Annotated in this window: 17 protein-coding genes; 11 read left to right on the top strand and 6 right to left on the bottom strand. The window is 41.0% G+C overall.

Features of this window, described 5'->3' with window-relative positions:
- Positions 1–40: 40 nt before the first annotated feature.
- From KHS79_RS22450 to KHS79_RS22430, 5 genes are all read right to left on the bottom strand, one after another.
- Entirely contained in the window at positions 41–1,474 is a 1,434-nt protein-coding gene (locus KHS79_RS22450) for an ATP-binding protein (RefSeq protein ID WP_212722256.1), read from the bottom strand.
- A gap of 2 nt (positions 1,475–1,476) precedes the next feature.
- A complete protein-coding gene (locus KHS79_RS22445) occupies positions 1,477–2,739 on the bottom strand; it encodes an ATP-binding protein (RefSeq protein WP_212722254.1) in 1,263 nt (420 codons plus the stop codon).
- On the bottom strand, positions 2,732–5,617 hold the full coding sequence (locus KHS79_RS22440) for an SNF2-related protein (protein ID WP_212722253.1): 2,886 nt from the start codon (positions 5,615–5,617) through the stop codon (positions 2,732–2,734). The genes KHS79_RS22445 and KHS79_RS22440 overlap by 8 nt, the downstream gene beginning before the upstream one ends.
- Complete coding sequence (locus tag KHS79_RS26400) at positions 5,618–5,809, bottom strand: ribbon-helix-helix domain-containing protein (RefSeq protein WP_212722251.1); 192 nt, start codon at positions 5,807–5,809, stop codon at positions 5,618–5,620. It abuts the gene before it with no gap.
- Between the two features lie 225 nt (positions 5,810–6,034).
- Positions 6,035–6,265: a helix-turn-helix domain-containing protein gene (locus KHS79_RS22430; protein WP_212722250.1), complete on the bottom strand. Its 231-nt coding sequence runs from the start codon at positions 6,263–6,265 to the stop codon at positions 6,035–6,037.
- An 80-nt stretch (positions 6,266–6,345) separates the two neighbouring features.
- Between KHS79_RS22430 and KHS79_RS22425 the strand changes: the two genes are divergently transcribed.
- From KHS79_RS22425 to KHS79_RS22415, 3 genes are all read left to right on the top strand, one after another.
- The gene (locus KHS79_RS22425; protein WP_212722248.1) at positions 6,346–7,188 is read left to right on the top strand and encodes a hypothetical protein; all 843 of its coding nucleotides are present in this window, start codon (positions 6,346–6,348) and stop codon (positions 7,186–7,188) included.
- Positions 7,189–7,205: 17 nt separating this feature from the next.
- A complete protein-coding gene (locus KHS79_RS22420) occupies positions 7,206–7,406 on the top strand; it encodes a hypothetical protein (RefSeq protein WP_212722246.1) in 201 nt (66 codons plus the stop codon).
- A 906-nt stretch (positions 7,407–8,312) separates the two neighbouring features.
- The gene (locus KHS79_RS22415) at positions 8,313–8,570 is read left to right on the top strand and encodes a hypothetical protein (RefSeq protein WP_212722244.1); all 258 of its coding nucleotides are present in this window, start codon (positions 8,313–8,315) and stop codon (positions 8,568–8,570) included.
- Positions 8,571–8,943: 373 nt separating this feature from the next.
- On the opposite strand, the gene KHS79_RS22410 is transcribed toward KHS79_RS22415, so the two are convergent.
- Positions 8,944–12,249 carry an EAL domain-containing protein gene (locus KHS79_RS22410; protein ID WP_212722242.1) on the bottom strand — a complete coding sequence of 1,102 codons (3,306 nt, stop codon included), beginning with the start codon at positions 12,247–12,249 and terminating at the stop codon, positions 8,944–8,946.
- A 293-nt stretch (positions 12,250–12,542) separates the two neighbouring features.
- On the opposite strand from KHS79_RS22410, the gene KHS79_RS22405 reads away from it, so the two are divergent.
- From KHS79_RS22405 to KHS79_RS22370, 8 genes are all read left to right on the top strand, one after another.
- On the top strand, positions 12,543–14,351 hold the full coding sequence (locus KHS79_RS22405; protein ID WP_212722240.1) for a sensor histidine kinase: 1,809 nt from the start codon (positions 12,543–12,545) through the stop codon (positions 14,349–14,351).
- Complete coding sequence (locus tag KHS79_RS22400) at positions 14,338–15,636, top strand: HD domain-containing phosphohydrolase (protein ID WP_212722239.1); 1,299 nt, start codon at positions 14,338–14,340, stop codon at positions 15,634–15,636. Before KHS79_RS22405 ends, KHS79_RS22400 begins: the two co-directional genes overlap by 14 nt.
- Before the next feature lie 8 nt (positions 15,637–15,644).
- Positions 15,645–16,184, top strand: a complete 540-nt coding sequence (locus KHS79_RS22395; protein ID WP_212722238.1) for a response regulator — start codon at positions 15,645–15,647, stop codon at positions 16,182–16,184.
- A gap of 125 nt (positions 16,185–16,309) precedes the next feature.
- Complete coding sequence (locus KHS79_RS22390) at positions 16,310–16,681, top strand: response regulator (protein WP_212722237.1); 372 nt, start codon at positions 16,310–16,312, stop codon at positions 16,679–16,681.
- Between the two features lie 16 nt (positions 16,682–16,697).
- A complete protein-coding gene (locus tag KHS79_RS22385) occupies positions 16,698–17,294 on the top strand; it encodes a chemotaxis protein CheC (protein WP_233468557.1) in 597 nt (198 codons plus the stop codon).
- Between the two features lie 11 nt (positions 17,295–17,305).
- A complete protein-coding gene (locus KHS79_RS26310) occupies positions 17,306–18,613 on the top strand; it encodes an ATP-binding protein (RefSeq protein ID WP_325167641.1) in 1,308 nt (435 codons plus the stop codon).
- Between the two features lie 302 nt (positions 18,614–18,915).
- Positions 18,916–19,614 (top strand): GTP-binding protein, encoded by a 699-nt coding sequence (locus tag KHS79_RS22375; protein WP_212722236.1) that lies wholly within the window; start codon positions 18,916–18,918, stop codon positions 19,612–19,614.
- A complete protein-coding gene (locus KHS79_RS22370) occupies positions 19,611–20,885 on the top strand; it encodes a sensor histidine kinase (RefSeq protein ID WP_212722235.1) in 1,275 nt (424 codons plus the stop codon). Before KHS79_RS22375 ends, KHS79_RS22370 begins: the two co-directional genes overlap by 4 nt.
- Positions 20,886–20,893 lie beyond the last annotated feature (8 nt).

Genomic DNA, 20,893 nt, shown 5'->3' with positions numbered 1-20,893 from the left:
TGTTGAATGCCTTAGGATCAACGCGCTTGCCAAAGACCTGTTAAATGGTTTTGACCAAACCCACATTGGAAGAGTATTCCGAAGATTCAAACTCGGGGCCAAAAATCCAACGAGCTTTTAGCAGCAATGGATGTATCGTATGTAGCTCATCCGCATCTTTGTCACCAGACAGGCGTCGGAGGGTTTCGATCACCTTGAGGCGCGCGTCAATTTCAGAAAGCGCTTTAAGCGCATCTTTGGCAGTCCATTCCTCCAATAGCTGATCCAGGGCATCGACATCGTCATGGGAAATACTGATCAGCTTACTCAGCAAGCTTTGGCCAAGGTGAGATTTTTCCAGATTGATCGCTGCTTTTACAGCCAATTGCAGGACTCTCATATCCAGATCGGGATTGTCTTCCAGCATGGTATCAATAAATTCAGACACCTCGTTCCGCGCCAGCTGCGGCAGTTCGTCAAGCTCTGAACGATAGGAATTGAGGGCGGCTTCTTTGACTTCTTCAATTTCAGAACTGAATAATTCTTTTCGCTTTCTTGCAATATATTGGGCAATCCCTTCCGCAACTTGATTAACGAATTCACTTCTAGGCTTAAAGCCAGACCAATCTTCCAGTATTTCTTCTCGCAAATCGTCCGTTTGTACAATAACGGCAACGGCAAATCTTAGACTGAACTTTCTACGCGCATCGGCGAAAGAGGCCGAGCCCAAGCGCCAATCCATATCACCAACACGACGACCACCTACCCAAATCCCCACGCCCTGAAATTTAGCGTTCTTTTTTGAGAGCTTGGTATCGACAATGGTGATTTTCACGTTTGCGCCAGCAATGTCGACCGTTTCTTCACTTAAAAGCCCCGGATGATCATCCAGCTTTACTTCTTTGCCATTGATGTATATGGCAAAGTCCGGCATGGAGATAAACCTTGTCGCCATCGCCTCCAGAATTCGCTCACCTGTCCAAAGGTTTTGGGTTACCGGAACGGTTAATCGGGTTCCATGGCCTTCACGAGGCTCGGAGTCCATTGATACCGCTTCTAAAGGGTTTTCTTGACTGCCGATTCGTATTGTCAGTTTGGTACACGAACCTTCACGCCAGGTTTCGACCGTATATTCGTTGCCAAAACAAAGTAAGCCATGTCTGCCAATACCGTTGCGACCAAATACTTTGCGCTTGAGAGTTTTCCTCTCTTCGGGGAAAGCGACATAGGGGCCTTGGTGTTGCAGGCGATTGTAGCGCATCATCATCCACCGAGTTTGCAGATGCTCACTGGTCATGCCTATACCGTCATCAAGCACCTCAAGTGTCTGGCCAAATTCTTCCGGCACGATGATGTTAACCTTACTCGCACCAGCGTCGTGAGCATTAGCGACTAATTCGGTCAGAGCAACAATAGGATCATTTACGACCACACCCAACTCGTGTCGCAAATAGTTTTCTTCGTACTTTGTGTGGAACAGATCCAGGCTTTCCATGCTTAGTCCTTTGCCGCTGCAAAAACAGTCAACTGCAATTCTTCACCCACCATTCGATATTCTGGACGGCGACCAGACAAGCGCTCGGATTCATTGACAATAACCGGCACCCCTTCACCCCGCTTATCCATCATCATGGCGCGATCAACCTCCGGACTGGCTACGGGGCAGCGCGCCAGCAAGGTGGCAATCAACTGGTTGCGTGTCGCCTGCCTAAGCTCAAGATCACCGACCTCCAGGGTGTTGACGAGGGCGCCTGGGGACGACAAAACCAGCCTGTCGGCAAACATATGCAAGCGGATTTTACTGCCATAAATCGCGTAATCGCGATGCGCCACCGCATTAACCAGCGCCTCAAAAATGGCCTTCAAGCTGTATTGGGGTATATCCTTTCTGCCGATGTTTTTCGTCGCCGCCGTTTTCATATTGCGCTCAACGAAACGAAGCGCCTGGGTCACCTGGGCATCCAAAGAGCCGGTAATGTCCTGTGCATCCAATTGATCCTCTGCATCACGGTTTGTACCGGAGTAACTCACCGCCTGAATATAGGCATCGGGCAACCACTGGTGTGGCTCGGTGGTTGCCATTAACGCGCCCGCCACACTCAGGCGAAGCTGCTGATCTTCGTCCTCAACCAATAGTTTGAGCTTTTTAAATTGAATGGCTGCGGGTTGATCGCCCCGCAAGAAACGTTTCGCCAGAGCATCATCCAGATCACTATCTTGGGTGCGTGGTACGATCTGCTCATCAAACCAAATCATGCGCGCCTGGCTACGCTGCATCATCAAGCGGCCCAAATAATCCGGCGTCATTTCTTTTTTGGATTCGTTAGCCCGGTGATAGTATTTGCCATTGCTCACATGCACGAAGAGACTTTTATCTATTTCAATGTAAATGACCGGCTTTTGATTGCCCTCGTGATCTGGGATTTCAACGATTCGGGTATAGGGTGTAATCGGCGGATTAATATTATCCTGACAGGCGCGGGTTATCATACCTTGCACTATATCAATATGGTCTGGCTCAATGCCCATGACCTCGCGAACTGAATTTTCAGATGTGCCAGCCCGCATCTTGTCATTAACGCCCAGTAGCAGAACACCACCTTTGGTATTGGCGAAGGCTGCAATTTCATCCGCCAAGTCTTTTTGGCTCGGGCCTTCTATCTTATTTCCTTTGAAGGTGACTTTTTTAAATTCGTAGCTCGAATCCTCACCCAGCCGTATTTGATAAAGCAGCTCACGAACCAGTTTTTCTCTATCCATTGATACCATCCTCATTGTAAGAGCCCTCACCAGTCAGTGACCAGCGCATAGCAAAGAGGCGGGTTTTCTCTTTGTGCATCGCGAGCTTTTCATCTATTTCATCCAGAAGCCGATCTTCCTCAGCCTCGATCTTTTTCTTTTCTTCGTGGTAATTGAGCATGGCGTTATCCCTTTCCCGCTCCAATTGCTTCAGTGCCCGTTGGGCATCCCGCTTTTCTGCCAGGGTAGCAAGTTGGCGATTGGCTTTTCGCAGCGCCTTAATTTCTTCATCCAGCTGTTTTGTCTTTAAATCTAACGCGAGGCGGCTATCCTCGGCCCAACGCTCCAGCTTTTCTGTTTCTTCTTCGTAATAGCGCTCAAGATCTCGATTTACAGACTCTTCAGTAGCCATTTCCTCTTGGGCAGTGAGCTCCTGGATCATTGATTCTTTGTTCAGCGACAAAACGTCACCCATTGTTTTGCCTGGCTGCAACAATAAACGGTCGATCGTTTCCGGTCTTAATGGCTCCCCGGTTTCAGTAACACCCGCCAAGATCAAATGCTCGATGCGCTGGTTTTTGATGCTAAAAACGAGCTTTTCTACTACCAGTTCGCCTGTTTTTCCAATTAGTTGGCGCAGGTCAGAGAATTGCCCTTGAACATCAGGCTGGTAAACCATTTCCACCACAGGAATATTAACGCTATTTGGCTCGCCAAGACTTTTTTCGTACTTCTCGATCAGGCTTTTGCCTAGCCCTTCATGGGGCCGAAAAAACTGTGCATCAATCTCTTCGGCCTTCTGCCAATTAACATCGTAGGTCTTTCCTTCGAAGACAAACTGATATTCATTCTTGCCAACGGAGAACTTCGCTTCCGGCAGTGCCATTTTCGCCAGCTTTAGCAATCGGTGATGATACTCGCTGAGTTGCTCCCGTGTTTTTTCCCGTGTGATATTGAGCTGCTTAACCACCTCGGCATCAAACCGTTCAAGCAATGATCGCCGCGCATCTCGGTACTGGATTTCGAGCTGCTCGCTCATCTCTTGATTGAGTTGAGCGAACTCGGCATCTATCTGTTCATCACTCCGACATTGCTGATAGATATTAAGAATGCGCCGCTCAATATCCACCCCTGACTCAATAGAACCGAGAATCTCATCCGAGGCGCCAAATACCCCCTCAAAAAGCTGGAATTTCTGATTCAGCAATTCAAAGACACGTTCGTCTGCTCGATTTCCTTTATTAATAAAATTAACGATCACCACGTCATGTTTTTGACCATAGCGATGAACACGGCCAATACGCTGCTCAACCCTTTGCGGATTCCAAGGTAAATCGTAATTGATCAACAGTGAGCAAAATTGCAGGTTGATGCCTTCCGCGCCAGCTTCGGTGCTTATCATGATGGTGGCATCATCCCGGAATTTATCCACAAGGGCAGCTTTCATATCTGCGGTTTTTGAACCAGAGATTCGAGAAGAGCCCTGATGCTTTTCCATCCACGCAGAGTAAATTTCTTTGGATACGGCATCGTTGTTACTGCCATTTAGCAACACTATTTTTCCTTGATACCCTTCACGCGCAAGCCGCTCACATAACCATGCCTGCGTTCTGACGGACTCTGTGAAAATGACAGCCTTTCGCTGGCCGCCAAGCCTTACTGTGAAATCAAAGGCTTTTTCAAGCACACGGACCAGGGCTTCGGCCTTTGAATTTTGAGCAATATTCGCCGCCATGGATCGAAAATTTTTGAGCTTCTCAATTTCAGCCTGTAGATCTTCCGGGTTAATGAATCCTGGGGCTTCAGAATCGTCTTCCCCGGTCTCGTCAAGCAAATCATCTAACGCATCAAAATCACCCAGTGCCTCCACCAAATCGGCTTTCTGCTCCAGGCGAGCAATCATGGTTTCTAATGTCCCTTGAATCGCATAGCTTGAGGACGCCAAAATCTTTCGAATGACCAAGGTGACAAGATGGCGCGCACCACTTTTTATGGCCAATATATTTGGGTCTTGCAGGTAGGAAGAAAACGCAGAATACAAGTTCAACTCTTCTTGCGAAGGGCGGAAATCCTCAGTCATCGAGTAGCGGCGAGTAAATTTGATGCCGCCTTCTTCTTGCACCTGGCGACGCAGTGTGCGGTGACACACCTTGTTCAAGCGATCCCTCAACAGTGCTAGCTCAGCCTCCTCCAGTTTGGGCTTGGAATAACGTGCTTTGAAAGAGTCCACGCTACCGAAGAAATGAGGGTCGATAATGGAGACCAAACCGTAAAGTTCCAGGAGGTTGTTTTGCATGGGCGTCGCTGAAAGCAGTACCTTTGGTCTCCCCGTCAGCGCTTCATCCAGCTTTTTCGCTGTTATTGCTCCAGATTTCTTGTAAACGTTGCGCAGTTTATGGGCTTCATCGAATACCACTGTATCCCAGGGTATCAATGACAGTTCCTGGTCTTTGCGGGATGCGAATTCATAAGAGCAGATAACAATTGCAGGCTCGCCCAAAGCCACGTCGACATCAAATGGATTACCAATGCCTTCCTTACGAAGTATATTGAAGTTTTTGGCTTCCAGTATGACCGATGGCAGCGAAAACTTTTCTTCTAATTCCTGGCTCCATTGTTTGCGTAGCGTCGCCGGGACAATCAATAATAATTTACGGCGATGCTCTGCCCACTTCTGGCTTAGCACAAGACTGGCTTCTATGGTTTTACCAAGACCAACTTCGTCGGCAAGGATTACACCTTGCGATAGCGGCGACTCCAAGGCGAACAAGGCGGCCTGCACCTGATGGGGGTTCATATCGACCTTGGCTGACGCAATTGTCTGCGTCAGGGTTTCCTCGGCTTTACCCTCCAGGGACAGCCAATGGGCAAGGTACCCGGCCTGATAGTCCGTGTACATCTAGGCTTTCCCCCCGGCCTTTGATGCGTTTTCCAGTGGGTTGTAACCCTTATCTGAATCCACTCTGTCTAAAAACTCGCCAACCGCTTGCCGCACTACCCAAGCGACAGATAGACCATTGGCCTCAGCGAGGGCCTGCAATTTTTCATATTGGTCAGAGGGCAGCGAAACCGTGGTCCTGACAGCTTTCATCGAATTCCCCTTTTATCGGGCTTCTTTTAATAGGGTCTGGGTTGTTTGATGAGTGCAGGCATCAATCTGCATCACATTGCATCATTTTACAGGTATAGCCCAGATATGCCAGCACAACAAACGCTACGCCGACACAGTTAATATCAGCGCAAAAAAAGGGAAAGATACGAGGTGGCAATGAGAAAGGAAGCCAGCAGGGTGGGACCTGAAGCTGTGTGTATCAGGCTACTTGAGGTAATCCAGCCCTGCATGGACATCGACGCCCAGCGCTTCACAATAGAGGCTGTACTCAAACACATCCAACCGCCGTTCCATGGTTTCTACTTTCTGCACAAAGGAATGTGGCTCATCCAATCGACTGGCGAGTTCACGCATGCTGATGCCCTGATCCACTCTAGCCTGTTTCAGCCAGGCAACCAGACTTGCATATTTTGAGGATGTGATAGCCTTTTGCATGCGTACCGATTATTGGTACGATCGCCAATGTACCAAAAACAGGTACACGGAAATCAATCATGCACAGGAGGCCCTTTCACATGCTCAGGCAGCTATTATTGTCCACCGTCTTGATAATGGCGGGGTGCGGTACTACACCCATCGCCTATACGCCACAGGATTCCTACGCGCTGAATATTGTCCGGGCAGCCGGTATTGATGCTAAACTTAAGGATACCGAGCTGCCGGAGGATACGGTCACCGACATCACGGATTCCTCCGGCTTCGGTTTTGCAATGGCAGCGTCCGGGTACAATGCGCCAATTCCTGGCTTCTCCCCCTCACAAATGGCAGGTATGAACTTTGCCGCTTGGCTGCTGGCCCCTGAGGCGGATTTAGCACGTAACAGCCTGATTGCCTGGATGCCGGAAAGCGTTGCCCGTAATTCACCCAAGGAGGTTTTGGCTGACCTGTTATTGGATGCAGCCAGTCAAGGTGTACGGGATCTGGGCTTTACGCCTGTTCAGGAAATCGCCAAAGGCGGTACCGACAAAACCGGTATTGGCATCTATGTGACAGGGCGCAATGACGGCATCTGCCAGGACAACCAATTTGGTAAATCGAACTGCTGGATCAGCTTTGCTATCCGAGATGCTGAACTGAACACACCACCACCCTTCGTCGGAGAGGGTCAAAGCAAGACCTGGTTTTTTGATCCCAGTGCCAATGTCTACAGCCGTTTTGTCTTTTCCAAGAATCACCCTGGTTTCAATGAGTTGGAGCTGTTGCTGGCGACCAGCAAACATCTGCCGGAGTGGATCTATTTTTACGTTGCCCCCAACAAGGTATTCGTTGGTAAAGAGCAACCGATTAAAGTCCCATTACTCGTGCAACAGGGCCAGATTCACTACTTCGTGAAAGCCACCTCTTCGGCTGAACAGTAATAGGATAGGTGCACGGTATGCAGGAACTGTTTTTAAATGCCCTGGTAGCCTGTATCGCACTGGCAATTATCATCGCCGCCAGTCAAATGCTGTTCAAAGTGCTGCGGGGACTATTCCGTGCTTTTGGTTTCATCAGCACATTTCTATCATCAGGCACTGGACCCAACCCCAATTCGGTCACTCTGTTCCGTGGCCGTATCGTTGAAGCCAGGAACTAGCACGGCAGCACCGACGGCGGACTGTATAGCGAATTCTGGCTGCGTACCGAAGATGGTCTGGAGCGGCGTTACAAGCTCAAGGACATACACCCCAACCTCCGCAAGGGGCATCAGGTAGCGCTCTATGAATATGCGGGCACATTAGTGGCCATCAACAACGATTCCACTGGTACTGAAAGCTGGGTGGCGCCGGGGTGGCTACTGTCTTCCCTGTATCCAACCGGGTGTTTACGCCATTATGTCATTTCAAGCCTTGGCATATGGACAGCTTACTATTTTATGAGACCTTCGGACCCCGCCTTTGAACAGGTGTTTCTATTCTTGGCATGGGTAATCTTCGCGGGCCTTACCTTGGTCTTGATATTCAGGCACTTGTTTTCTGCCCGTTCGCGTCGGTCATATCGACTTGGAGAATTCGCAGCATTTTGTTACGACGCGGCAAAACAACATTAATCACAGGAACCTTGAAAAACTTACTGTAGCCTCGATCGAAAACGTCCCACTTTCCAAAGTATCTATCTCATCTAAAAAGATCTGAATTCGACAATAATCTAATGAACACAATGATCGCCTATATTTAATCGAATTCTTTCGAAAGTATTTTTTACCGTCCATTAGCAAACGCCACGAAGTGCATGTGGCCGCCAGAAAATTCGATTATATATAGGCAGATCCGCATCTAATTCGAGCAATACCGAATAGCATTTCAATTTGACTATATTTAGTCGAATATTTACAGAGCCATGGGATCAGAGACCTGGAGGATTTCCATGTTATATGTGATGCTGGGATTATTACTGACTGCAGCCTTTGGATTGGTCTTGCTCATTACTAAGGCAGAGATCGACGACAATAAGGCCAAGCCATTGGCCACCGATACCAAGGTAAGCGAGAGGTAAAGTCTGAATGCATCACCCTTACTATCTGACTGACACCACTGAAAAGCTAAGGTTTACCAAGCGAGGCCTTGCTGAATTACAGGCATACTTTGCCAAGGCAGGCATTGATATTCACAAGATCGATACCGTCGAAGAATATTACTGGGCTCGGCAGCATGCTGCGCCGTACTTTATGGAATGGATGGCTGAGCGTGCAGAGCAATGGCCTGACACCGAACAACTTCGCTTGCTCCGTGGCGCTATACTCGGCGACACAACACCGTAGATTCAATACATCAAGAGTAAAACTCCTCCCTTATTTTGGCATTAGGTAGTAGCAGATAGTAGCGATACTACTATCTGCTACTACTTGATATTCCAATTTTTCCAGGATTTACGGATCGGGGCAAAATCGGGGCAGTTGGAGCGGGAAGCAATGGGAAACAAGTTGCATCTGTGGGAAGTTAAAGTAAGCTATTTCAAGGCGTTGACGCACAGGTGACTGACCGGATTGGGGCGGAAATCGCCCTCCGGAGGCAAAGGTCAGAGGTTCGAATCCTCTAGGGCGCGCCACTCTATGCTCTAATGCTCATACTTTATTATCTTAACTACTTGGACTGTTAGCAGCTTCTTTAAGTGTATACTTGTGAAGCTAAAACTCATCCTCGGTCACGCTTCATCTCATAAAACTGAAAAGCTTCCTCAACATGCTTGCGTAACAGATTATCATCCCAAGGTTTTGTAAGGAACTTATATATAAAGCCTTGATTTACTGCATCTATAATACTCCTAAGTTCTGTATACCCCGAAAGAATCATTCTTACTGTGTTGGGATACATTCCCTTAACCTGGGAAAAAAACTCAGTACCAGAAATAGTTGGCATTCGCTGGTCACATAAAATAACACCAACCTCATACTCAGCAAGGTACTTAAAAGCCTGCTCTGGCTCATCAGTCCTCAGAACAAGGTATCCATTTTTACGAAAAAGTCGGTAAAGCGCTTTAAGTATATGAACTTCATCATCCAACAATAGCAGTACACGCTTTTCATTCATTTCATTATTAACTTCAATCAACCTATTACTGGACTTGATCAAGCTCGCAAACTCATCTGCAGGAACTGCGGGAGAACAGTAAAACCCTTGAAACTCGTCACAACCCAGCCTTGTCAACAGTTTAAGCTGCTCTGCATATTCGACTCCTTCAGCAAGCACACTTAAACCTAGGCTATGACCAAGTGAGATAATCATTGAGGCAATTGCATGACTGTTTTGGTCTTTGGTAATGTCCGTAATAAAAGATCGATCAATTTTAAGGCAGTCAAGAGGTAGACGTTTTAGATAACTCAAGCTTGAATAACCAGTACCAAAGTCATCCCCTGAAATATGTATCCCATGGCTACTAAGTTCAGATAGTATTTTGATTGCCCGCTCCGGTGACTGCATCATTTCTGACTCAGTAAGCTCCACCTCTAACATTTCAGGCTTTAACTCATAACGCTTTAAACACTTTATAATGTCATCAGCTAATTTTATATGCATCAATTGATGTGCAGATAAATTAATCGCAACACGAGGTGGTTGTAGCCCCATGTCTATCCAATCTTTTAGCTGTTGACATACTTCATTTATAATCCACTGGCCTATCTCAACAATAGCGCCTGTTTCCTCCGCTAATGGGATAAACTCTCCTGGCGGAATAAAGCCTTTTTCAGGATGCTTCCATCGCAATAATGCTTCTGCTCCAGAAAGAAAACCAGTCTTCGTATTTACCTGCGGCTGGTAATAGAGAAAAAGCTGCTTCGTCTGAAATGCTTCTTGAATAGCTTTCTGAAACCATATTCTTGAGTGCAAACGTAAATCCATATCTTCAGTGAAAAAACACTCAGAATTACCTCCCATTTTCTTTGCCTGATACATTGCCGCGCCTGCTTGCCTATAAAGAGCTTCAGATGATGTACAGCCATCTAAGCTAATTGCAATACCAACACTACAACTTACTTGAATAGTATAATCACCAAGCTGATAGGGTTTAGAAATTAACTTTAAGATCGAATCTACGAAATATTGAACATCCTGCTCTGTAATAATAGAAGGCAGAACAATTATAAACTCATCCGCTCCCTGGCGACCGACCATATCCACCTTTCTTAGATTCTTTCTTAACCTTTCTGCAGTGACTTTAAGTAAATCATCACCAAGCAAGTGCCCTAGCTGCTCATTAACAAGACTGAACTGATCAAGATCCAACAACAATACTGCAACTCCCTCTTGAGTCTGTTGAGCTGAGTTTAACGCTTTCGTCAGATACTCAAGCAGTGAGGAACGATTTGGTAACCCTGTCAATGCATCATGGGTTGCCATGTACAATAACTGTTGTTCATTATGCTTGCGCTGTTCAATATCTTCCTTTATCGCAATGAAAAGTTGTTCATCCTCATACAGCCCCTCAACTGGAGCAATGACCATCGACTCCCAGTATACCTCTCCCTTTTTTTTGCGGTTTTGAATTTCTCCCTTCCAAGTATTACCAGACTTAATTGTATTCCAAAGATTCATATAGAACTGTGCTGACATTCGACCTGATTTAAACAACCGAGTATTTTTTCCAATAACCTCAGAATATTTATAACCTGTCATATCAAGAACAGCTTGATTAACGTATTGAATATTACCGGAATCATCCGTTATTAACACGCCTGCTGGACTTTGTTCAATCGCATGACTTAACTGAGCTATTTTAGCTGTAGCACAATATTCTTCTATCATAGAGGCAATTGTATTTAGCAACAGCTGAAACTGATAAGAAAACTCTGGGGTAGCCAATAGACGAGGCTGATATGGTAAAACTATATAGCCTAGTTTATTTCCACTTTTTGCTTTTAATAAAAACCAATAGCGTTCTTTATCATGATCATAAAAAAAGTTTAAATGGTTAGCGCTAGTGGTATGCTGCTTTGCAACCTCATATTCTTGCTCAAGAATTTCCATTTGGATTTCAACAATTAAAGGCGGCTTATCATTCTTTTGAATATAAATTATTGCTCCATTAGAAATCTCACAACGTACCCACGAAATAGTTAAAATCGCTAGTAGCGCATTATAAAGCTTATCAGATAAGTTAGCGCCATAGCCTCGCTGAGCTTGAATATGAGCAAGTGCTTTTTGAACCTCAAGTAAATTTTTTACTTTCTTCTCATCATTTTTACGCTTAGATATATCTCTGACAAACAGACTGAAAACATGCCCCGACTCCATACACCAGCTTCCAAGAGAGTACTCAACTGCAATTGACTCTCCTCTAGCATTATATATCAACCCTTCACTCAAGTTCGTTTTTCGACAAGGCTCTACTGACATACTAACTTTCTTTATTAGATCCTTAAGCTGCTTAGCTGTAGGCTTATCAAATTTTCTTAACAGAGGTATGCCCAATAAAGATGTTTTTCTTTCCCCTAAAAGTAGCTCTGCAGCAGGATTAACATATAAAACAGTACCTTGTTCAGTTATTGTAAATATTGCATCACTTGCATTTTGAGCAAGCTTTCCTCCGGCCATCTCAGAAAGTATATGCTTCTTTTCAGACTCTTTTCTCGAAATAGCAAAATTGATACTTCTTTCAAGTACGTCAGGAGCAAGACCTTCTTTTGTTATAAAGTCTTGAGCACCTAAGCTTAAAATATTTAAAGCAATACTATTATCATTAAGGTTAGAGAGTACTACTATTGGCAATGTATCATCTAATTCTACCACCTGCTCAAGCATTGATATCAGTGGAGGGCTTATCATTCCAAAATCCCATACAAAGATATCAAATTGGCTTTCAGTAATAAGACTTAAACCTTCTTCCAGTGACGTGCAGCGAACAATAGTATAGCGCTGCTCACATTCCCCGATAATTTGCACAATGAAATTAGCATCATCGTCATTATGCTCTAAGAGTAATAAGCGAACATTGGTAACCACTTTCAGGTAACCTATTGTTGTGGGTAAATTGTCACAAGGTTTAGCTAAGAGTAATCTCTAAACATCGCAATCGTAGCATCAAAAAGCTGAACAGGATAAGCTTAGAGATCAATAATAGAAAGCCAATACACCAAGTCAAATAGTCATCAAGGATTTAGTATAGCATTGCATTTAAACACAAATGCAAGATACTCATTACCCCGCAAAAAAACTTATAAGTTAACAAGGTATAATCGGAAATAAAATATATACTTAAATAAAAACAAAGAATTATAGTTTTTTTGATACTTATTATGAAAGCTAACACCTGTGATAATATTTGTTTAAATGCACCCTCAAACAACTACCTCCTCACCAAGCTAAGTGGTATATTTCCAAGTTTTGGTATCTCCTGGATATGGTTAGATAAAACAAACAATAATGTTATTAGCAAAAGCAGTCCATCAAGCAAAATTTTCAAAAAAACAGATGATCCAACAACCATTGTAAGCAAATATATTTCTCATACCAATAAAAACACCTGGCACAGTTACTATGATATTAAACGCTCAACATTCTCAACTATATACAACACTGAAATTAGTCCAAAAAAACTAAGCTATATTATTTTATTTAAAGATACTTCATTTTCTTTTAAGTCAAATGAATACTCAATAATTGAATTTGCTGCTGCAGCTTTGGGGCATTCATATTATCAACATCATATTCAAAGCCAGCTGAACGATATACAACGTCATATGCGTTATATGATGACGTGGTCAGAAAGTTTAGAATGGATCAAAGGTCTTCATAATGATGACCAAACCTTTTACAAAGAGCTGCTAACACGTGCTCAAACATTAACAGATGCTAACGGTGGAGCATTCTATTTTGTAACACAAGACCCTTATTCTCCCTGGTTATTGAACCGAGTGGATCAGAACAGCATCAATCGAATAGAAAAGTATCTGAATGAAAAAAAAACACCTCTAAGTAAGTTAAGCTCTCCGTTATTATTTGATGCTAAGGAAAAACCATCACCACATCCACACCATCATTTACTGATTTTACCTATATCATGCTTTAAAAAATCAAATAATACTATACTGATTTTATCCAAGCCTGAGTCACGAGAAGTATTTTCAAAAACAGATCAAGTATATCTTGATCTTCTTGTTAGCCAAGTTTATGCAGGGCTAGAAAAAAATGCTTTACTTCGAGAGCTTGAGGATACAAACTGCTCATTACGTAAAGAAAAAAAGGAACAGCATATACTTATTCAAAAATTACAAGAAACTCAAGACAAACTACTTCAAACAGAGAAATTTGCAGCTATAGGACAACTAGCTGCAGGTGTTTCACACGAAATCAACAACCCAATTGGCTTTATAAGCTCAAATCTAAACACCTTAGAGGAATATTGCCAGGCCTTGTTGCTTGTCATTTATGATATGACAAATCATGTTACACAAACTAATAACAAAGATCTCATAGCAGACTTCAAGCAAATATCTATAAACAACGATTTTGATTTTATAGCTGAAGACTTACAAAAACTAGTAGAAGAATCTAAAGAGGGAATTACACGAGTAACAAATATTATTCAAATACTTGAAGACCTATCCAAAACAGATAGTGTAACACTAGAGCTTGTCGACATTCATGAGTTACTTAATAAGATATTAGATTCTACCCATATAGAAATAGAGAAAAATGTAATAATTATAAAGAAATATCAAAAAATACCCAAAATTGAGGCCGTAGAAAACCAGCTTTATCAAGTACTGCTCAATATTATAATGAATGCTATACAAGCAATTGATAGTAATGGTTCAATTACAATTTCTACTTCTCTACCCCCAAAAAAAGAATGCATTTCAATATCAGTTTCTGATACTGGTTGTGGTATTCCACCACGATTTCTTACCAGCCTTTTTGATCCGTTCTTCACATCAAAACCTGTAGGTAAAGGAGTTGGTTTAGGACTTTCTTTATCATACAGTATTATTAAACGACACCATGGAGAAATATTAGTCTCCAGTAAAGAGGGAAAAGGGTCAACATTCACGCTAGAATTACCGTTTAAACAGCCTGAAGTAATCATCGAGCATGAACAAACATAACGAATCGATACTATTTGTCGATGATGAGCCATCTATTTTATCAGCTCTTCGACGTTTATTTCGCAAAAGTGATTACGATTGTTCTTTTGCTAACAGTGGACAAGAGGGATTAACTATTCTGGAAGAAAAGCCTATCGATCTGATAGTTTCTGATATGAGAATGCCACAAATGAGTGGTGCAGAATTTTTAGCAACCGTTAAAGAACGCTGGCCAAATACCATTCGCATGTTACTGACAGGCCACTCAGATATTGGAGCGACTATAGAAGCGTTAAATAAAGGCGGTATCTATAGATATATTAGCAAGCCATGGGACGATGATGAGTTTAAACAGATTATTGAGGAAGGTCTGCGCATACGGCGATTAGAAAGAGAAAAAGAAGAACTGCTCAACCTAACCCAAGAGCAGAATAAAAAACTACAGAAGTTTAATGAAGAACTCGAAAAGCAGGTAAAAGCTCGTACCGCTGAAATTCAGCAAACCGCTGACATGCTTGATTTAGCCTATAAAGAGTTGGGAAAAAGTTACGATAAATTTATTCGTATATGTTCATCAATTATATCCAGCAGAGTCTTCCTAAATCAGCAAAAAGCAAGCACAGTGGCAGACTTAACTAAACAAGTATGTAAAGCTGCTAACTTCACAGAGGAAGAAACTAATCAAATATACTATGCAGCGTTACTACATGAGCTGGGCAAGCTAGGATTGCCTGATGAAATCCTAGCCTTACCAGAATCAATGCTTAATGACACACAAAAAGAAAGATACTATAAATATCCTACTATAGGCGAAATGATTCTAATGAGTATAGAAGGGCTTGAAGAAGCAAGTATCGTTATTAGACATCATATGGAACGTTTTGATGGAAAAGGGTATCCTGATCATCTTGCTGGAAAGTCTATTCCTAAAGGTGCACGTCTACTAAGAGCAACTCATGACTTCATTGGCTTACAGCTAGGAACTATCGAAAAGCAAGCAATGACAAGTGGCCAAGCATATGTTTATATGCAAAAGAATGTCTCAAAAATTTACGACCCAGGTGTAGTCAAGATTATCGAGAAATACAAAAATGCTTTTGAAGTTCGTAGCGACGGCACCACAGAGTTGAGAATAGATTCATTTAATCTGAAATCAGGGATGATTGTAGCCAGAGATATACTGAATAGAAATGGAATAATGCTGATTTCAAAGGGATATCATTTAACAAATACCATTATTGAAAAATTGCTCATGTTCGAAAAACTAGAAAATTATAAACTCGAAATTTATATTCAAAAAGAGTAGGGTAAAGAATGACTACTATAGCCATAGTTGATGATGAACCCAATATTCTTAATGCCTTAAAACGCACACTTCGACGTCAAGGCTGGAATATTGTTACCTACTCTGATCCATTACTGGCTTTAAATGAACTAACAGAGCTACATTTTGAACTAATCATTTCTGATTTTCGTATGCCTAGTATGAATGGTGTTGAGTTACTGTTAAAACTCAAAAAATTTCGACCTGATGCAATCAGGATCGTACTCAGCGGACAATCAGATATGAAAGCTGTCTTAGATGCAATAAACAAAGCTGAAGTATATCGTTTCATTCTGAAACCATGGAATGATGATGAACTGGTTATGACTTTAGTAAATGCGCTCAAATACGCTGATCTCCTTCAAGAAAATAAACAACTTGCAGAAACTGTCCGTTTACAACGTTCTAAGCTAGAAAAACAGATAGCAGAACTTAAAAGGTTGGAAAAAGAATCTCCAGGAATAACCAGAGTTAACTTTGATAAAGAAGGAATGATTGATTTATCTGATGAATATAATGCAGAGGACTAACATTAATGCCTTGGTTAAATCATATTTATAACAAATAGTTATTTATTGTTCAACGTTAATTGATGTGTTAGAAACTGTTACTCTATACTGCAATCATTGGTTAAGATACATAACCGGAGAAATTAATGCCTTTACATGTTCTCATCTGTGATGACTCCTCAATATCAAGAAAAATGGTAAAAAAAGCAGTTTCTATTGCCTTAAAAGAAGAGGTAGAAATCAGTCAAGCCCAAAATGGTGTTGAGGCTTTAGAAGCCTACCATAACGGCAAGGCGGATATCATGTTTCTTGACTTAACAATGCCTGAAATGGATGGTTTTTCTGTTTTGGAAAAACTAAAAGAGGAGCACGCAAAGACTGTTGTTATAGTCATAAGCGCAGATATCCAGCCAGAAGCTCAAAAGCGAGTATTTGAACTTGGTGCTACCGCATTTATAAAAAAACCAATTACTCCAGAAGATCTTAATAAAAAAATTCATGAAATTGGCATTTTATAGCAATTGAGGTTCAATAATGAATGAAGATCAACTGGATGTCCTCCAAGAACTAATGAATATAGCAATGGGTCAAGCAGCAAATAAGCTGGCAAGGCTTGTTGAGGCTCAAGTTTCTTTAAGCATTCCTAAAATTCATGCCATTGACATGCAATACAAAAATAAGAATCCTACCCAGCTTAGCGATTCTAGACAAATAACAGCTATTACTCGTCAGTCTTTTTTAGGGAAGCTACGTGGTGAAGTTTTAGTTTGCTTTGGTACCAATGGAGCTGATGAAATTGCAGAATTAATGGGATATAGCGATAATGACGAAAAAGCAAACGAAGAACTTATTCTGGACATAACAAATATATTGACCGGTGCATGTATACAAGGTCTTGCTAATCAAATAGAAGTTACTTGCTCATTTAATCCACCTTCTCTTTTTTCAACTAACACTTTTTTCGATGAAGCACTTACAGCTGATATATTCGATGGCAGACAAACTCTGGTAATGGAGATTAACTTTACTATATCTTCTCATTCTTTTTGCTGTGATTTACTTATTTGTATTGCTAATGAGAGCGTACCAACTTTATTGAAGGCTATCGATAAGCTACTTTCCAAGTATTGAAGGTTCGAATAGTGGATACCAATAAACTCCTACAACATGTCATAAAACAAATCAGCGTAGGTGTTGTAATTCTTGATCAAGAATACCGTATCCAGTATTGGAATGACTTCATGGAAGTAAATAGCAACTTTACATTTGATATGGTTAAGGATAAAACCATATTTGAAGTATTTCCTGAATACCTCGAAAAATGGGTCCGAAAAAAAATTGATACCGTATTGACGCTTGATATTATGTCATTTACCTCTTGGCAGCAACGCCCTTATTTATTCGATTTTCCAAGCAGTCGCCCAGTAACTGAGCGGTCTGACAAAATGTATCAAAACATTACTTTCTTCCCCATGCACAAACCTGAGTCACAAGATAAACTAGTTGGGATTCTAATATTTGACGCTACAGAAATTGCTATGCAACATCAGGCACTAGAAGAAGTTACCACACAGCTTCAAATGGAAAAAAATGAGCAAGCGAAACTGATAAAAAAATTAGAGGAAGCACAAGCTCAACTATTACAATCAGAAAAAATGGCAGCGGTAGGCCAGCTTGCAGCAGGCATAGCACATGAAATTAATAATCCAATGGCATTTGTAACCTCCAATGTTAATACCCTGGATAACTGCATTAAAGATTTATTCAGAATTATCACTGTTTACGATGAAGCTATTGAACTATCAGCTAACGAGGAGCTATTAGCTGCTACTAAAAAAGCAAAACATGATTTTGACTTTGAATTTTTACAAGAGGATCTTAAAGACCTTCTAAAAGAAACAAAAGATGGTGCAGGAAGAGTTAAAAAGATTGTTCAGGATCTAAAAGACTTCTCTCACGTGGATGAGTCAGAATGGATAATAGCAGACTTACACAAAGGTTTGGACAGTACACTTAATGTTGTTTGGAATGAGGTAAAATACAAAGCAGATGTAATTAAAAATTATGGTGATATTCCAGCAGTAGAGTGTATAGCTTCGCAAATAAATCAAGTTTTCATGAATCTAATTATCAATGCAAGCCATGCGATAGAAGAAAAAGGAACAATTACTATCACTACTAGAAATTATAATGATAATAAAGTACAAATTTCTATTAAAGATGATGGAAAAGGAATTGAAAAAAAACATATAAAACGTTTGTTTGAACCATTTTTTACTACGAAACCAATAGGAAAAGGCACAGGACTTGGCTTGTCACTTTCTTTCAATATTATTAAAAAACATCATGGTAGCATTGATGTTAATAGCGAAGTAGGAAAAGGCACCGAGTTTATCATAACCTTACCTGTTGATAAAAAAATCAAAGATATCGATACAGTTTCTCATTAAGACCCGCCCAGTTAATCCTCATCTTTCAATGCTGATTTAGACTATCATAAATAGAGTACTTAGTTGATAATGTAGCCATTTTAAAAAATCAGATGCATTCCAACTTATTGATATCAATTAACCATACTTATAATGCTCATGTATGAACTTATTTTTTATGAGTAGTTATTTCCAAACATGGGACTTGAAGTTAAGATCGCTTGAAAAGTCAATGTTTGAGGTAGGTATAAACCAAAATGATAAACTTAGAATTTTAAATCTGAATAACTTTATTGAATGTCCTTTTAAATAAATCGTATATCATGGCTGATTTCAACGAAGACAAGAATACATTAACACTTAAAACTGTTTATTATGGCCCTGCACTCAGTGGAAAAACAACAAATTTAACTAAGCTACATGACCTTTTACAACCTCAATTACGCAGTGATATGATGGTACTTGAAACCAAAAATGATCGCACCCTGTTTTTTGATTTATTACCAGTAGGCCTACGCACACCCTCGGGCCTACTTGTTAAAGTAAAGTTATTTACTGTGCCAGGCCAGGTTATTCATGACAGTACACGAAAAGCAGTATTATCACGTGCAGATGGTGTGGTTTTCGTAGCAGATTCTCAGCTTACTCAGATTGAAAACAATGCAATATCTTTTGAAAATCTTCTTGAAAATATAGGTAAACTAGGTCTTGATACGAATAAATTACCAATACTTGTGCAGTTTAATAAAAGAGACCTGCCTGATATTATCAGCAAAGATGATGTAATTAATCTCTGGAAGCCAACTCCTTGGAATATAGTTTTTTCCAGTGCCTTAGAAGGAAAGGGAGTTACTGAAACATTCGAAGGTATACTAAGCCAGGTTTATTCACAGATTGATAATCAATATCAATTGCATAGCAAGCATGGGCTCGCCAAGACTGATTTTTTGAATGAGCTTATTAGATCATCACCCAAAGCTAATCACTCTACAAACTCTAGTCAAGAAAATAACCTAAAATGACTAAAAAAATGCCCTCAAATAGTTCTTTAGAGGATAATCAAAAATTTTTTGACGCATTACTTGATGCTCCGACCTTAATCAGTTCAATTGACCGAACCAAAATTGAGAATATTCTAAATCAATTACTTAATAAAAAATACTGCCTTTTAACATCAGATAATACCATTCTTTGCGGACGAAATGATATTAATTACACGAAGCGGATCACGATTAATTATGACTTAGAACCTATTGCCTTTCTTGAGCTAGAATCGCAAGATGAAGATAAAGCAAACCTTGCGTTACAAATTTTAAATATGCTTATCCAAAGTAATGCTCGATATACTATGGCATCTAAACTTCATATTGAAGCTATTAATGAAGATTTCAAACGTCTTTATATTGAGCATCAAGCCCTAGTCACTTCAGAAGCAAAATACAAAGCGCTTTCAGAAGAACTTGAGCAAAGAGTAAAAGAGCAAGTCATTCAAATTCAACAAGCTCAACTCAAACTTTATGAGTCAGAAAAGATGGTTGCTATTGGTCAATTAGCCGCAGGCATTGCGCATGAAATAAATAATCCTATTGGTTTTATTCAAAGTAATTTATCAATGCTTAAAAACTATATAACAACTCTATCTGGTATTAAGGAAAAACTTTTAAGTAGTGATATCAGCACAATTAAAACTTATTGGTCTGAGGAAGATATTGATTTTATAGTTGATGACATTCCTAACATCATTACTGAGTCTTTACAAGGTACAGCTAGAATTTCTGAAATTGTAAAAAGTTTAAAGCTCTTTTCAAACATTGATAATGAAGCAGTTAATTTGATAGATATCAATGAACTAATTACGACAGCTTACACTGTTTCTACAGGCACTATTAAAAATACTATAGCCAAAGATAAAGAGATATCTATCATATTAAAGCTTGGTGATATTCCGCATACCAACTGTATGCCTGGCTACTTAAGTCAAGCACTTCTTAATTTATTATTAAATGCTGCTCAAGCCATTAATAACCCAAGTGGAAAGATTCTTATCGAAAGCAAATACCAAGAAAACTTTATCATTATTTCTATCCAAGATGATGGACCAGGCATACCTAAGAATATTATTAATCGTGTTTGCGAACCATTCTTTACTACAAAGGATGTGGGCACAGGAACTGGATTGGGGCTTAGTATATGTCAAGATATTGCAAAAGCGCATAATGGAAAACTTACCATCAATAGTGTGGAAGGAAAAGGAACTTGTGTCAGCCTATGGCTACCAGTCTCCACACCATAAAAGTAACA

Source organism: Zooshikella ganghwensis, assembly GCF_018263875.1.
Lineage (GTDB): Bacteria > Pseudomonadota > Gammaproteobacteria > Pseudomonadales > Zooshikellaceae > Zooshikella > Zooshikella ganghwensis.
This window is presented reverse-complemented; position numbering and strand designations above follow the sequence as displayed.

Excerpts from the sequence above, each read along its gene's own strand:
- KHS79_RS22405 (WP_212722240.1), top strand. The coding sequence starts at position 12,543 with ATGAAAGCTAACACCTGTGATAATATTTGTTTAAATGCACCCTCAAAC.
- KHS79_RS22385 (WP_233468557.1), top strand. The coding sequence starts at position 16,698 with ATGAATGAAGATCAACTGGATGTCCTCCAAGAACTAATGAATATAGCA.
- KHS79_RS22420 (WP_212722246.1), top strand. The coding sequence starts at position 7,206 with ATGCAGGAACTGTTTTTAAATGCCCTGGTAGCCTGTATCGCACTGGCA.
- KHS79_RS22450 (WP_212722256.1), bottom strand. The coding sequence starts at position 1,474 with ATGGAAAGCCTGGATCTGTTCCACACAAAGTACGAAGAAAACTATTTG.
- KHS79_RS22440 (WP_212722253.1), bottom strand. The coding sequence starts at position 5,617 with ATGTACACGGACTATCAGGCCGGGTACCTTGCCCATTGGCTGTCCCTG.
- KHS79_RS22395 (WP_212722238.1), top strand. The coding sequence starts at position 15,645 with ATGACTACTATAGCCATAGTTGATGATGAACCCAATATTCTTAATGCC.
- KHS79_RS22430 (WP_212722250.1), bottom strand. The coding sequence starts at position 6,265 with ATGCAAAAGGCTATCACATCCTCAAAATATGCAAGTCTGGTTGCCTGG.
- KHS79_RS22400 (WP_212722239.1), top strand. The coding sequence starts at position 14,338 with ATGAACAAACATAACGAATCGATACTATTTGTCGATGATGAGCCATCT.
- KHS79_RS22370 (WP_212722235.1), top strand. The coding sequence starts at position 19,611 with ATGACTAAAAAAATGCCCTCAAATAGTTCTTTAGAGGATAATCAAAAA.
- KHS79_RS22375 (WP_212722236.1), top strand. The coding sequence starts at position 18,916 with ATGGCTGATTTCAACGAAGACAAGAATACATTAACACTTAAAACTGTT.
- KHS79_RS22425 (WP_212722248.1), top strand. The coding sequence starts at position 6,346 with ATGCTCAGGCAGCTATTATTGTCCACCGTCTTGATAATGGCGGGGTGC.
- KHS79_RS22445 (WP_212722254.1), bottom strand. The coding sequence starts at position 2,739 with ATGGATAGAGAAAAACTGGTTCGTGAGCTGCTTTATCAAATACGGCTG.
- KHS79_RS22390 (WP_212722237.1), top strand. The coding sequence starts at position 16,310 with ATGCCTTTACATGTTCTCATCTGTGATGACTCCTCAATATCAAGAAAA.
- KHS79_RS26400 (WP_212722251.1), bottom strand. The coding sequence starts at position 5,809 with ATGAAAGCTGTCAGGACCACGGTTTCGCTGCCCTCTGACCAATATGAA.
- KHS79_RS22415 (WP_212722244.1), top strand. The coding sequence starts at position 8,313 with ATGCATCACCCTTACTATCTGACTGACACCACTGAAAAGCTAAGGTTT.